The following is a 13600-nucleotide window of genomic DNA, read 5'->3' on the forward strand; positions in this document are numbered from 1 at the left end:
GCCGTGGATGGGGGTTGCCAATACACGCCGGCAACACCGCTGCTGTCATGCTGGCGTTGGCCGTGCCCTGCCCGGGCCGCCCATCGTCATCGTCCGACCCAGGTTACAGGAGCCATCTCATGCCATTGACCCGACTGGATCCCCGACCCGCGTTGATCTGCATCGATCTGCAGCAGGGCATCGTCAACCAGCCGACCGTGCATCCCACCGATGTCATCGTCCAGCATGCCGCCCGACTGGCGGAGGCGTTCCGCCAACGTGGTCTACCGGTTGTCCTGGTCAACGTGACCGGTGGCGCGCCGGGCCGCGTTGAATCCAGAGGCATGGCCGGCGAACGTCCCGCCGACTGGTCGCAGCTGGTCGCCGAACTGCGGCCGCAGCCCACCGACATCCTGATCAGCAAACAGGTGTGGGGCGCCTTCACCCACGGCGATCTGGCAACACGGCTGCGCCAGCTTGATGTCACCCAGACCGTCATCGCCGGCGTTTCCACCAGCATCGGAGTCGAGTCCACCGCCCGCCAGGCCTACGAACTGGGCTTCAACGTGGTCCTGGCCACCGATGCGATGACCGATACCCGCGCCGATGCGCATGACAACAGCATCGAGCGGATATTCCCGCGGCTCGGCGAGCGCGCCAGCAGCGACGAGATCATAGCGCTGCTGGACCGGCGTTGATCGACCGGATTGAATCTGATGCCTGCTGCCGCGTGCAATGGTGGCGACGACGCCATTGCCGGCATCCGCGCTCTGCTCAATCGCCCAGATTGATCCAGGTCGCCTTGACCTCGGTGTACTTGTCGAAGGCGTGCAGCGACTTGTCGCGTCCGTTGCCGGATTGTTTGTAACCGCCAAACGGTGCGGTCATGTCACCACCGTCCCAGTAATTGACCCAGACACTGCCGGCGCGCAGCCTGCGCGCAACCCGGTGGGCGCGGCTGATGTCACGCGTCCAGACCCCGGCGGCCAATCCGTACTCGCTGTCATTGGCCATCCGCAAGGCGTGTTCTTCGTCATCGAACCCGATGACCGACAGCACCGGCCCGAAGATTTCCTCGCGGGCGATGATGTGTTCATGGGCGACGCCATCGAACACCGTCGGTTCGATGTAGCAGCCGCCCTCCTGTACCTGTGCACGCTTGCCGCCGAGCAGCAGTTGCGCGCCTTCGGCCACGCCCTGCTCGATATAACCGAGCACGCGCGTGGTCTGCATTTCATCGACCATCGCCCCCATCGGCGCGCCCGGTTCCAGCGGATGATGAGGCTGCAGCCTGCGTCCGGCCTCGACCACGCAGGCAACGAACTCATCCTTGATCGAGCGCTCAACCAGCAGCCGCGAGGCAGCGGTGCAGACTTCCCCCTGGTTGTAGAAGATGCCACTGGCCGCGGCTTCGGCGGCCTTGTCCAGGTCCGGGGCGTCGGCGAAGACCAGGTTCGGACTCTTGCCGCCACATTCCATGTAAGCGCGTTTCATGTTCGACAGACCGGCGCATTGCAGCAGCCGGCGACCGACCGCGGTCGAGCCGGTGAACACCAGTCCATCGACATCCATGTGCAGCGCCAGCGGCTCGCCGGCCTCCTTGCCGAAGCCCGGCACTACGTTCAAGACGCCTTCGGGCAAACCGGCCTGGATCGCCAGTTCGGCGATGCGGATCGCGCTCAACGGTGATTTCTCCGACGGCTTCAGCACCACCGAGTTGCCCATCGCCAGCGCCGGCGCCAGCTTCCACGAAGCCATCAACAGCGGGAAATTCCACGGCACGATCGCCGCCACCACACCCAGCGGTTCGCGCGTGATCATGCCCAGTTCGTTGTTGCCGGTCGGCGCGATTTCGCCGTAGACCTTGTCCAGTGCCTCGGCGGTCCAGCGGAAGCAGCGCACGCTGGCGGCAACATCGACGTTGCGCGCATCACTGACCGGTTTGCCCATGTCCAGCGATTCCAGCAATGCCAGTTCGTCGGCATGGGTCTCCAGCAGCGCGGCAAACGCCAGCAACACTTTCTTGCGATGGCTCGGTTTGGCCGCCGACCAGGCGCCGCTGTCGAAACTGCGGCGCGCGGCGAGCACCGCGCGGTCGATGTCGCGGCCATCGCATTGCGCCACCGTGCCCAGCAGCCTGCCGTCAATCGGGCTGATGCAGTCGAAGCCGGCACCACTGATCGCATCCACATAGCGGCCATCGATGAAGGCCTGGGTGCGGGGCGTCAGGGCATCGGCCAGGGCCTGCCAACTGTCACGGGTATGCGCTGCGTTCATGCTCAAGTCCTGTCATTGGGGGCGGTGGAAGCGGATGTCGGCTTCGACCACGGCAGAGATCAACAAGGCGTTGCCGCGCCTCAGAAAGTCGCGGGCGTATTGGCACTGAAAATCACCGCTTCCTGCTCGCCGACATTGCGGAAACGATGCGGCACCTGGCTTTCGAAATAGTAGGCTTCACCGGCCTGCAACACCCGCACCTGATCGCCTACGGTGACCTCGACCTGGCCGGCGATGACCACTCCGCCTTCCTCGCCGGCATGTACCAGCATGCTTTCGCCGGTGTCACTGCCCGGCGGCATGACTTCGCGCAGGATGCACATCTGCCGCTGCGGTCGATGCTGGCCAACCAGGAAATAGTGGATGTCATTGTTGCCGACGTCGGGCAACTCATCGGCCGAGTAGAACGGGTTGTCCGGCAGGCCGATGTCGAGATCCTGGGTGAAGAAATCGGCCAGCGACACCGGGATGCCATCGAGCACTTTCTTCAGCGAGCTGACCGACGGGCTGACCTTGTTCTGCTCGATCAGGGAGATGGTGCTGTTGGTCACGCCGACCCGCTTGGCCAGCTCGCGCTGGCTCAGGCCCCTGGTTTTGCGGACCAGCTGCAGGCGGGCACCTATATCCATCGCGACATCGCCGGGCTCAGTGAATATTGCCGGATACTTTACACCGATGCGGCGACGGGTCAATTTGCGCGACCGCGCGTTACGCGCCGATAACTGTTCATTTGACACGCTCATGACCGCCACCACCCGGCATCCGGATGGGCATGCCCATGGCCAGTTGTAAAGTTTTTTCAACGCGATAAGCTGCCGGCAACATCCGTGTCCGCCTGGAGTCACCAATGAGCCCCGACCCTGCCGCCACCACCGCGCTGGCGGATTACTACCAGCAACAGGCGACCGCCAAGCCGGCATCGATGGATGCGTTCTGGATGCCGTTCACCGCCAACAAGCAGTTCAAGGCCGCGCCGCGCCTGCTGGCCAGCGCCTCGGGCATGCATTACCGCGACGTCGACGGCCGCGAGATCCTCGATGCCTGCGCCGGCCTGTGGTGCGTCAACGCCGGCCACGCCCGGCCGCGTATCGTCGAGGCGGTCAAGCGCCAGATCGAAACCCTGGATTTCGCGCCCAACTTCTCGATGAGTTCACCGCTGCCGTTCGTGCTGGCGCAGCGCCTGGCCGAATTGAGTCCGGGCGACTTGAACCATGTGTTCTTCACCAACTCCGGTTCTGAATCGGTCGACAGTGCATTGAAGATCGCGCTCGCCTACCACCGCGCCCGCGGCGATGGCCAGCGCACCCGCCTGATCGGCCGCGAGAAGGCCTATCACGGGGTCGGCTTTGGCGGTATTTCGGTCGGTGGTCTGCCCAACAACCGCAAGTGGTTTGGCCCACTGCTGCCCGGCACCGATCATCTGCGGCACACACTGGACATCCAGCGCAACGCGTTTTCCCAGGGTCTGCCGGCGCATGGACTGGAGCTGGCCGAGGATCTGGAACGGCTGGTCGCGTTGCACGATGCCTCGACCATCGCCGCGGTCATCATCGAGCCAATCTCGGGTTCGGCCGGGGTCATCCTGCCGCCGGACGGTTACCTGCAGCGCATCCGCCAGATCTGCGACAAGCACGGCATCCTGCTGATCTTCGATGAGGTGATCACCGGCTTCGGTCGCGTCGGCAAGGCGTTCGCGGCACAGCGTGTCGGTGTCACCCCGGACATCATTACCGCGGCCAAGGGCCTGAGCAACGGCTGCGTGCCGATGGGCGCGGTGCTGGTCTCGGAGCGGATTCACCAGGCCTTCGCGCAAGGCGCCGACAACGCCATCGACCTGTTCCATGGCTACACCTATTCCGGTCATCCGCTGGCCTGCGCCGCCGCCCTGGCAACGCTGGATACCTATGCCGAGGAAAACCTGTTCGAAAAAGCCATCGAACTGGGCGACTACTGGCAACAGGCGATCCATTCGCTGAAGGGATTGCCGAACGTGATCGACATCCGCAACTACGGTCTGATTGGCGCGATCGAATTCGCCCCGCGCGACGGCGCGCCCGGTACGCGCGGCTTCGATGTGTTCAACGACGCCTTCCACAAGGGCGGCATGCTGACCCGGGTCACCGGTGACGTGATTGCTTTGTCACCGCCGCTGATCATCGAGAAAACACACATCGATCAGATCTTCGAGCGCCTGGCCGACATCATCCGCGGCGTTGCCTGATCCTGTTACCGCTGTCCCTGACACTTCCGCCCGCGCCAGGCGCGGGTCATGCTCCGGAGAATCACATGCTTATCGGCGTCCCCAAGGAAATCAAGAACCACGAGTACCGCATCGGCCTGACTCCGTCGGGCGTGCGCGAGCTGGTCAAGCACGGCCATCAGGTCCTGATCCAGCAGGACGGCGGCAAGGCCATCGGCCTGACTGACGAGCAGTACCAGCGTGCCGGTGCCGAGATCGTCGCCACCCCGGCCGAGATATTCCAGCGCGCCGAGATGATCATCAAGGTCAAGGAGCCGCAGCCGGTCGAGTGCGCGATGCTGCGTCCGGATCAGATTCTCTACACCTATCTGCACCTGGCACCGGACCCGCAACAGACCGCGGCACTGATCAAGTCCGGCTGCATCGCGATCGCCTATGAAACCGTCACCGATGATCGCGGCGGCCTGCCCTTGCTGGCGCCGATGAGCGAAGTGGCCGGGCGGATGTCGATCCAGGCCGGCGCCCATGCCCTGGAAAAAGCACAGGGCGGTTCCGGTGTGCTGCTCGGCGGCGTCCCCGGGGTCAAGCCGGCGGAAGTGCTGGTGATCGGCGGCGGCGTGGTCGGCATCAACGCCGCGCGGATGGCAATGGGCATGAACGCCCACGTCACCGTGCTGGACCGTTCACTGGAACGGCTGAAATACCTGGATGAGATCTACGGACATCAACTGACCACGATCTATTCGACCCACGATGCGATCGAAGAGCGCCTGCCAACCACCGATCTGGTGATCGGCGCGGTGCTGATACCCGGTGCGGCCGCACCCAAGCTGATCGCGCGCGATCAACTCAGGCTGATGCAACCCGGTTCGGTGCTGGTCGACGTGGCGATTGATCAGGGCGGTTGTTTCGAGACCAGCAAGGCGACCACCCACCAGGACCCGACCTACGAGGTCGATGGGGTGATCCACTATTGCGTGGCCAACATGCCCGGCGGAGTGGCGCGGACCTCGACCTTCGCACTGACCAATGCGACCTTGCCATACGCCATCCAACTGGCCAACAAGGGCGCGCGCCAGGCCTTGCTCGATCACCCGCACCTGCGCGCCGGACTCAACGTCTATCGCGGCCACGTGACCTACCAGGCGGTGGCCGAGGATCTGGGCTACGACTATCTGCCGGCGCTGCAAGCGCTGGAATGACCACAACCCTGCCCTGCATCAACGCGATGTCCGCAACTGCGCCGAGGTGGTGAAGCCATGACCGACGTACTCAACCACCACATCAATGGCCAGCCCTGGCTGGGCAGCAGTGGCCGCCATGGCGAAGTATTCAATCCGGCCAGCGGACAGATCAGCGTGCGGGTGCCACTGGCCGGCGCCGCCGACGTGGCGCTGGCGGTGGACGCGGCAGCGGCGGCCTATCCGGGCTGGGCGGCAACCACTCCACTCAATCGCGCGCGGGTGATGTTCCGCTTCAAGGAATTGCTTGAGCGCCATGCCGACGCGCTGGCCGCGATCATCACCAGCGAACACGGCAAAGTCATTTCCGATGCCCGTGGCGAAGTCACCCGCGGTCTGGAAGTAGTCGAGTTCGCCTGCGGCATTCCGCACCTGCTCAAGGGCGAGCATTCAATCAACGTCGGTCGCGATGTCGACTCCTGGAGCGAATGCTCGCCATTGGGCGTGGTCGCCGGCATCACTCCGTTCAACTTCCCGGCGATGGTCCCACTGTGGATGTTCCCGGTCGCGTTGGCCTGCGGTAACACCTTTGTGCTGAAGCCGTCCGAGCGGGATCCGTCAGCCGCGTTGTTCATGGCCGAACTGCTGCAACAGGCCGGCCTGCCCGATGGCGTTTTCAATGTCATCCATGGCGACAAGCAAGCCGTCGATGCGCTGATCGACGAGCCACGGGTACAGGCCCTGGGTTTTGTCGGCTCAACCCCGATTGCCGAATACATCCATGCCCGTGGCAGTGCCCAGGGCAAGCGGGTGCAGGCATTGGGCGGAGCCAAGAACCACATGGTGGTATTGCCCGATGCCGACATCGCGGGCGTCGCGTCGGCACTGCTCGGCGCTGCCTACGGATCCGCCGGTGAGCGTTGCATGGCCATCTCGGTCGCGGTCTGCGTTGGCGATGCCTGCGCCGACGCGCTGGTCGCCGAACTCGCACCCCGGGTCACCGCGTTGAGCATCGGACCCGGTTGCGATGATCCGGAAATGGGCCCGCTGGTCACCGCCACGCATCGCGACAAGGTCCGTGACTATGTCGATCTCGGCGTGCAGGAAGGGGCAAGCCTGGTGGTCGACGGCCGCAACCTGACGATGGCCGATCATCCAGACGGTTTCTATCTCGGCGGCTGCCTGTTCGACCATGTCCAGCCACAGATGCGGATCTATCGTGAAGAGATCTTCGGCCCGGTGCTGTGCGTGATGCGGGTGCCGGATCTGGCCGCTGCGCTTGCGCTGGTCAACCAGCACGAGTTTGGCAACGGCACCGCCATTTTCACCCGCGATGGCGGCGCCGCCCGCCAGTTCGCGCACCAGGTGCAAGCCGGCATGGTCGGCATCAACGTGCCGATTCCGGTGCCAATGGCATTCCACAGTTTTGGCGGCTGGAAGCGCTCGCTGTTCGGCCCACTGCACATGCACGGTCCCGATGGCGTGCGCTTCTACACCCGGCTGAAGACCATCACCGCGCGCTGGCCGGATTCGCACGCCGCTGAGTTTTCGATGCCGACGATGAAATAGACCTGCCGCCCACGGCGGCAGGCCCGGGCTTCACGAAGACGTCGCGTCGGGCATCCCGCAATACTGATCGAAAGCGTCGCTGGTGTTGTCGAAGCCCTGTTGCTTGGCCAACTCCCAGGGTCGCTCGCATTGCTGGGTCTTGCTGCACCAGCGATAGCCGGCCGAGCCGATGCAGCCGTGGCTGTCGCGATCACTGCCGGGCATCGGCACCTCCGGCACATCGGCCCGCTGCGGTGGATTGGCAGCAGCCGGAGCCGACTGTTGGGCCGGTGCTGCGGCCGGTGGCTCGGGGGCGCTGCAGGCGGCCAACAACACCAGCAACAACGGTGACATGCGCAACAGGGTCATGTTCCTTACTCCTTCATGGACGTTTCGATTGTGCCAGTAGACACATGTGTGGCAAATGAAGCACCACCACCCAGCCGGGTTCTCCAATTAAGTCGTCATCCGGGCGTTCGCCGGGTTTTCAACCGACGAATGTCGGGTCATCCACCTTCCGCGACCTTCCAGATGCCCGTCATCCCGGCGAATGCCGGGATCTAGCCGTTTGCCCGGAACTGAGGCTGAGAAGCTGGATCCCGGCGTTCGCCGGGATGACGATGATGTTTTTTTCTTTTGTTTGAGCCTTTGCACTTGCTTGAGCACTTGCTTGAGCACTTGCTTGAGCACTTGCTTGAGCACTTGCTTGAGCACTTGCTTGAGCACTTGCTTGAGCACTTGCTTGAGCACTTGCTTGAGCACTTGCTTGAGCACTTGCTTGAGCACTTGCCCTTGAGCACTTGCTTGAGCATTCGCTTTGGCGTTTGCTTTCGCTTTCCTGGCCCATGAAAGCTGCGCGCGCAGATGTGGCGAGCGGTAGAGCGCAGGTGGTCAGTCCCTGTGCACGCCGATGCCGCTCATCTACAAGCGCATGGCCGCGTCAGGCCCGCTGCAGTCGCCAGCAGCGGTGGATGCGCGGGTTGCGTTCGAAATCCATCGGGATGGTGCTGGCGCTGATGTCCTCGCAACGGGCGAAGGCGGATACCTGCTCGATATCCAGTTTGAAACGGCGGAAGTTGTTGCTGAAATACAGCACGCCGCCCGGCGCCAGCAGCGACACCGCTGCCCGCAGCAGGCGCACGTGCTCGCGCTGGACGTCGAAATCGTCGGCCCGGGCCGAGTTGGAAAACGTCGGCGGGTCGCAGAAGATCAGATCATATTCGCCGCCCTCGGCTTCCAGCCAGCGCAACGCATCGGCCTGGACCAGGCGATGGGCATCGCCACCAAAACCGTTGCGATAGAGATTGTCGCCACACCATTCCAGGTAAGTGGCCGACAGGTCCACGCTGGTGGTAGTTGCCGCGCCGCCGACCGCGGCCTGTACGCTGGCTACGCCGGTATAGCAGAACATGTTGAGGAAGCGCTTGCCCCGCGCCTCGCTGGCGATCCGCCTGCGCAACGGCCGATGATCGAGGAACAGGCCGGTGTCGAGGTAATCGAACAGGTTGACCTTCAGCAGCGCGTTGTTTTCCTCGACCCAGAAAAACTCGCCACGCTGCTCCATGCGACCGTACTTGCTGCCGCCCTTGCCACGCTCACGCGATTTGATTGCCACCTGCTCGGGCGGCAATGCGAATACCTCGCGTGCCGCCGCCAGCAGGTCGCCGAATCGACGCCGCACGTCATGCTCGGGAATCGATGCCGGGGCCGCGTATTCCTGCACATGCAGGAAGCGGCGACCGCTTCCCGCCTGGCCGCCGGCCTCCTGATACAGATCGATCGCGGCGGCATACTCGGGCAGATCGGCATCGTAGACCCGGTAACAGCTGATGCCCTCGCGCCCGGTCCAGGACTTGAAGCGCTTCAGGTTCTTGCGCAGGCGATTGGCGACCATCGTCGCGCCTTCGTTGAGCTCGCGCGGTGCATCGCTTTGCGCGCGTGGCGTACCGATCGGATCACAGACGATCAACGCGCATTCGATGGCGCCATTGAACAGTTGGTATTTCTTGGCCGCGCGCAGCCCGGTGGCGTAGGCCAGTTCCTGGTTGCCGCACAGCAGGCTGGCACGCCATTGCGGCACGCTGCGCTGCAAGGATTGGCCGATGGTCCTGTACAACGCGGCATCGGCGGCCAGTCGCTCATCGTAAGGTGGATTGCAGACCACCAGGCCATGGGCCAGCGCCGGCGCCGCCAGTTGCGCGACGTCGGCCACGGAAAACTGGATGACCCCGGCCAGACCGGCCAGCACCGCGTTGTCCTGGGCACCGCGGATCGCCCGCGGGTCCAGATCGCTGCCAAAGAACACCGGCTTCAGTGCCGCCATGCCTGCCTGCTCGCGATGACTGGCATCGGCGAACATCCCGCGCCAGGCTTCGTCGTCGAAGCCCGGCCAGCGCGTCGGCAGCAGGTTGCCGTGACGTTGCAGGCCAGGGGCGACATCGGCGGCCATCAACGCGCCTTCAATCAACAGGGTGCCGCTGCCGCACATCGGATCCAGCAGCCCACCACCGCCTTTGTAGGCACCGGGCCAACCACCGCGCATCAGCACCGCCGCGGCCAGGTTTTCCTTCAACGGGGCATCGTTCTGCACCTGCCGCCAGCCGCGCCGGTGCATCGAGCCACCGGACAGATCGATCGAGATCGTTGCCCGTCCACGCCGCAGCGACAGGTTGATGCGGACATCGGGATTGTCGACATCCACCGAAGGCCGCTCCCAGCCCTGCTGGCGCAGGTGGTCAACCACCGCGTCCTTGATCCGCTGCGCGGCATAGCGCGCGTGGGTGATGGCGGTGCCGGACACGTGCGCATCCACCGCCAGGGTCAGCCCCGGCCGCATGTGCGCGGTCCAGTCGATGGCCAGCACGCCGTGGTACAGCGCCGCCTCGTCCAGGCACTCGAACTCGGCGATCGGCCACAGCACGCGGCTGGCCAGCCGTGACCACAGCACCGCCCGCTGCGCGTCCTGCAGTTCGCCCTGCACGTTGGCGCCGGCGGTGGTGGCGGTGGCTTTGCTGGCACCCAGCGCGACCAGTTCGTCGGCAAGCAGGTATTCCAGGCCTTTGGCGCAGGAAGCGAAGAATTTCAAGACAACCTCGGGATGCAATCAATCACTACAGGGCTGATGGAATCGCCTCCATCAGCCGGGAACCGGTGCGCGCCCACCATCAAGGCCGGCGCCAGCGGGTGGGTTACAAGCTCGACAACAACTGTTCGAATGCCTGTGCGCTCGTCTCTACATGGCGTGCCAGCCGGTGGCTGTCGTTGACCAGCAGCAAACGGGCCGAACGCTTGCCGGCCCAGGCAATCACCTCGGCCGCCGGAATCAGCTCGTCATGCCAGGCATGCACGATGCTGGTCGGCACTGCCGCTGCCTCCAGCGCCGGCAACGGTCCCATCGTGGTCGGCGGCACCATCAGGAACAGCGCGCGCGTCGGCACCTGCAACGACACCCGCGCGGCGATATAGGCGCCAAGGCTGGAACCGGCCAGCACCAGCGGCCCCGCCGCGGCGGCCCGGCGCGCCAGTTCCAGCAGCCGCTGCTGGCGCGCCGGCACGTCACCGAGCGGACCGATGTCGCGGTTGCCATCCAGATCGGTGTAATCGGGCCGTTCGTGGCTCCAGCCCAGGCGCTGCGCGACCTCGGCCAGTGCGGTGACCTTGGTCGCGTCAGGGCCGCTTTCGAAACCGTGCGAGAGGATACAGTGGCCGCGCGCCATCACAGTGCTTCCACGCGGTCACCGATGGCAATGCGGCCGCCTTCGACGATGCGCGCGCAGAGGCCGCCCATGCCACGCATGGCGTTGTAGCCGCCTGGGCCAAGCGCGGCTTCCATCCGTGAGCATGGATCGCAGGGCTCGGTGCCTTCCAGCACCACCTCGCCAATGCGGAAGCGGCGACCTTTCAGCGCAATCAGCGGCAGTCCCGAAACCACCAGGTTGCGGCGCAGCAGTTCCGGCATCAGGTTGGGAAAATCGGCCAGTGCCGAAATCACCGGCAGGTGTTCGGCCTGGATCAGGGTGACCCCGCGCTTGCCGCTGCCGCCGTGGTAGCGGTCGCCCTCGAGCCCGCCGCCGGTGACCGCGATCGCCTCGCCGACCGCGTCCATCGGTTGTTCACGCGACGGCCGCAGGCCAATCCAGCGCAGCTGTCCGCTACGTGGCAGGGTGGCCATCAGTTTGGCCAGCGGCGAGTCGGGATTGAGCGGCATCAGCGGTTCCAGCAGTCGGCGGTGCGCGGCGGCGCAGGCCCACAGTTTACTTGAGCGCTGGCGCGCCCGCTGTGGCCCACCGGCTGCTAGCATGCGGCCCATGCAGCCAGCCCCGCCTTTCATCCACGCCCATCCCTTGCCGTACCAGCATCTGCTGCAGGCACGCGCGCTGACCGACATCGATCTGGTGGTCATCCACTGCACCGAGCTGCCGGATCTGGCGATGGCGCGCGAATACGGCGAACGCGTGCTGTATGCGTCCGGCACCGGCAACAGTGGCCACTTCTACATCGACCGCGATGGTCGCATCGAACAATACGTCGCGCTGGAACGCTGCGCCCATCACGTCAGCGGCTACAACCCGCGTTCGGTTGGCATCGAACTGGTCAACCGCGGCCGCTACCCGCACTGGCTGGCGGCCGCCCACCAGCAGATGGACGAGCCCTATCCGCAAGCCCAGATCGACGCGCTGCTGGCATTGCTGGCCCATCTGCGCGGCCAGTTGCCGGCTCTGGCCTGGATCGCTGGCCATGAAGACCTGGACCAGCGCAGCGAACCGGCCAGCGACGACCCGACGCAGCGGGTGCTACGCAAGCGCGACCCGGGGCCGTTGTTCCCGTGGCCCACGCTGATCGCCGCCACGCCGCTGCAGCGATTGCCGCTGGATCAGCCCGACGACGCCGCCCCGCTATAATCAGCGCTGGTTTTCGTCGTCGAGCCGCTTGTGCCCCAACATCCCGAACCCGTCGTAAGCGAACTGATTGATCTGTTGTCGCTGGAGCGGCTGGAAGACAACCTGTTCCGCGGCCAGAGCCGCGACATCGGCACCAAGTACGTGTTTGGCGGCCAGGTGCTGGGCCAGGCCCTGTCGGCGGCGCAGGCGACGGTGTCGGCCAGCGAACGCAAGGCACATTCGCTGCATGCCTATTTCCTCCGCGCCGGCGACATCGATGCGCCGATTGTCTACGACGTCGACTGTACCCGCGACGGCGGCAGCTTCTCGGTGCGCCGGGTCACCGCCATCCAGCATGGCCGGGTGATTTTTTTCTGCGCGGCCTCGTTCCAGGCCGCCGAAGACGGCGCCGAGCATCAGGTCCACATGCCCGAGGTTCCGGCGCCGGAAGACCTCGATGGCAATCCGTCGCTGCCGGCTGAACGGCTGGCGGCGTTGCCGATCAAGGTCCAGCGCTGGTTGTCGCGACGCGGGCCGTTCGAATTCCGCCATGTGCATCCGCGTGATGAACTGTCGCCGCCCAAGCGGCCGCCGTACCAGCAGGTGTGGTTCCGGCTCAGTGAAAAAGTCGGCGACTCGCCCGAACTGCATCGCGCCCTGCTGGCCTACGCATCGGATTTCCAGCTGCTGGGCACGGCCACGTTCCCGCATGGCATCAGCTACTACCAGCCAAACGTGCAGATGGCCTCGCTGGATCATGCGCTGTGGTTCCATCGTCCGTTCCGTGCCGACGAGTGGCTGCTGTATTCAATCGACAGCCCCAGCGCGCAGGACTCGCGTGGGCTGGCCCGCGGACAGATTTTCGACCGCCAGGGCCGGCTGGTCGCCAGTACCGCCCAGGAAGGCCTGATCCGGGTGGTGCCCGACGCCAGCGCCGCCGCCCACGTACCGGCCAGGAGCTGACATGCGGCAGATATTCACCAGCCAGCGCATCGAGACCGTCGAAGGGGTGGCGCGGCTGCTGACCGACGCCGGCATCGAAGTGCACATCAGCAACGGCCGCTCCTACCAGAGCAAGCGCAACAGCCAGTTCAGCTTCACCGACCCGGTCCCGGCCGGCCTGCAGCCGGGGCTGTGGGTGCGCCACGCCGAGGACCAGCCGCGGGCCCGCGAGATCCTGCGCGAAGCCGGGCTGCTGGAAAGCACCCGTCCCGGCGCCGGTGCCAGCCTGACCTTCCGGCCGCCGCAGGATGAGGCGCCGACGCGGCGCAACTGGGCCTGGTGGATCCGCGGCCTGCTGCTGATCATCATCGCCGCGGCCGCGTACATGACCTTCACCCGCCATCGCGGCGTGCCGAGCAGTCCGGCCGAGTCACCGGCAAGCCAACCGGCACCGGCCGAACCCGCGAGCGAAGATGAGTCGGTCCGGGTCCAGGTCAAGCCCGCTTCCGGTTGATCCCGGCGGACACCGGCGCAAGCCGCCGGTCACATCCTGCTGCAGCGCGCGTCTTGATTGCGAGCCATTGGAGAAGACC

Annotated in this window: 14 protein-coding genes; 7 read left to right on the forward strand and 7 right to left on the reverse strand. The window is 65.2% G+C overall.

Going from position 1 to position 13600, the window contains the following annotated elements:
• Positions 1 to 119 precede the first annotated feature (119 nt).
• Entirely contained in the window at positions 120 to 677 is a 558-nt protein-coding gene (locus tag ABB29_RS08375; RefSeq protein ID WP_057658177.1) for an isochorismatase family protein, read from the forward strand.
• Between the two features lie 76 nt (positions 678 to 753).
• On the opposite strand, the gene ABB29_RS08380 is transcribed toward ABB29_RS08375, so the two are convergent.
• Together ABB29_RS08380 and ABB29_RS08385 are read right to left on the reverse strand one after the other, a co-directional pair.
• Positions 754 to 2256: an aldehyde dehydrogenase gene (locus ABB29_RS08380; RefSeq protein WP_057658178.1), complete on the reverse strand. Its 1503-nt coding sequence runs from the start codon at positions 2254 to 2256 to the stop codon at positions 754 to 756.
• 80 nt (positions 2257 to 2336) lie between these two features.
• Entirely contained in the window at positions 2337 to 2999 is a 663-nt protein-coding gene (locus ABB29_RS08385) for a cupin domain-containing protein (protein ID WP_245622581.1), read from the reverse strand.
• A gap of 179 nt (positions 3000 to 3178) precedes the next feature.
• Between ABB29_RS08385 and aptA the strand changes: the two genes are divergently transcribed.
• The 3 genes from aptA (at position 3179) to ABB29_RS08400 (ending at position 7206) form a co-directional block, all read left to right on the forward strand.
• Positions 3179 to 4477 carry an omega-aminotransferase AptA gene (aptA, locus tag ABB29_RS08390; protein WP_245622584.1) on the forward strand — a complete coding sequence of 433 codons (1299 nt, stop codon included), beginning with the start codon at positions 3179 to 3181 and terminating at the stop codon, positions 4475 to 4477.
• Positions 4478 to 4542: 65 nt separating this feature from the next.
• A complete protein-coding gene (ald, locus tag ABB29_RS08395; protein ID WP_057658181.1) occupies positions 4543 to 5658 on the forward strand; it encodes an alanine dehydrogenase in 1116 nt (371 codons plus the stop codon).
• 57 nt (positions 5659 to 5715) lie between these two features.
• On the forward strand, positions 5716 to 7206 hold the full coding sequence (locus ABB29_RS08400) for a CoA-acylating methylmalonate-semialdehyde dehydrogenase (protein WP_057658182.1): 1491 nt from the start codon (positions 5716 to 5718) through the stop codon (positions 7204 to 7206).
• 30 nt (positions 7207 to 7236) lie between these two features.
• On the opposite strand, the gene ABB29_RS16490 is transcribed toward ABB29_RS08400, so the two are convergent.
• The 5 genes from ABB29_RS16490 to ABB29_RS08425 all read right to left on the reverse strand — a co-directional run bounded on the left by ABB29_RS16490 (position 7237) and on the right by ABB29_RS08425 (position 11392).
• On the reverse strand, positions 7237 to 7554 hold the full coding sequence (locus ABB29_RS16490) for a hypothetical protein (protein WP_083487686.1): 318 nt from the start codon (positions 7552 to 7554) through the stop codon (positions 7237 to 7239).
• An 87-nt stretch (positions 7555 to 7641) separates the two neighbouring features.
• Positions 7642 to 7971 carry a hypothetical protein gene (locus tag ABB29_RS16355; protein WP_157062572.1) on the reverse strand — a complete coding sequence of 110 codons (330 nt, stop codon included), beginning with the start codon at positions 7969 to 7971 and terminating at the stop codon, positions 7642 to 7644.
• A gap of 154 nt (positions 7972 to 8125) precedes the next feature.
• Entirely contained in the window at positions 8126 to 10270 is a 2145-nt protein-coding gene (rlmKL, locus tag ABB29_RS08415) for a bifunctional 23S rRNA (guanine(2069)-N(7))-methyltransferase RlmK/23S rRNA (guanine(2445)-N(2))-methyltransferase RlmL (protein ID WP_057658184.1), read from the reverse strand.
• 103 nt (positions 10271 to 10373) lie between these two features.
• Entirely contained in the window at positions 10374 to 10901 is a 528-nt protein-coding gene (locus ABB29_RS08420; protein ID WP_057658185.1) for an alpha/beta hydrolase, read from the reverse strand.
• On the reverse strand, positions 10901 to 11392 hold the full coding sequence (locus ABB29_RS08425) for an MOSC domain-containing protein (protein WP_057658233.1): 492 nt from the start codon (positions 11390 to 11392) through the stop codon (positions 10901 to 10903). Before ABB29_RS08425 ends, ABB29_RS08420 begins: the two co-directional genes overlap by 1 nt.
• A gap of 100 nt (positions 11393 to 11492) precedes the next feature.
• Between ABB29_RS08425 and ABB29_RS08430 the strand changes: the two genes are divergently transcribed.
• Genes ABB29_RS08430 through ABB29_RS08440 form a run of 3 tightly spaced genes read left to right on the forward strand, consistent with a single transcriptional unit; the run spans position 11493 to position 13521 of the window.
• Entirely contained in the window at positions 11493 to 12086 is a 594-nt protein-coding gene (locus ABB29_RS08430; RefSeq protein WP_057658186.1) for an N-acetylmuramoyl-L-alanine amidase, read from the forward strand.
• Between the two features lie 30 nt (positions 12087 to 12116).
• Positions 12117 to 13028 (forward strand): acyl-CoA thioesterase II, encoded by a 912-nt coding sequence (tesB, locus tag ABB29_RS08435; protein ID WP_057658187.1) that lies wholly within the window; start codon positions 12117 to 12119, stop codon positions 13026 to 13028.
• Between the two features lies 1 nt (position 13029).
• Positions 13030 to 13521, forward strand: coding sequence for a putative signal transducing protein (locus ABB29_RS08440; protein ID WP_057658188.1), 492 nt, complete (start codon positions 13030 to 13032; stop codon positions 13519 to 13521).
• Positions 13522 to 13600 lie beyond the last annotated feature (79 nt).

Source organism: Pseudoxanthomonas dokdonensis, assembly GCF_001431405.1.
Classification (GTDB): Bacteria; Pseudomonadota; Gammaproteobacteria; order Xanthomonadales; family Xanthomonadaceae; genus Pseudoxanthomonas_A; species Pseudoxanthomonas_A dokdonensis.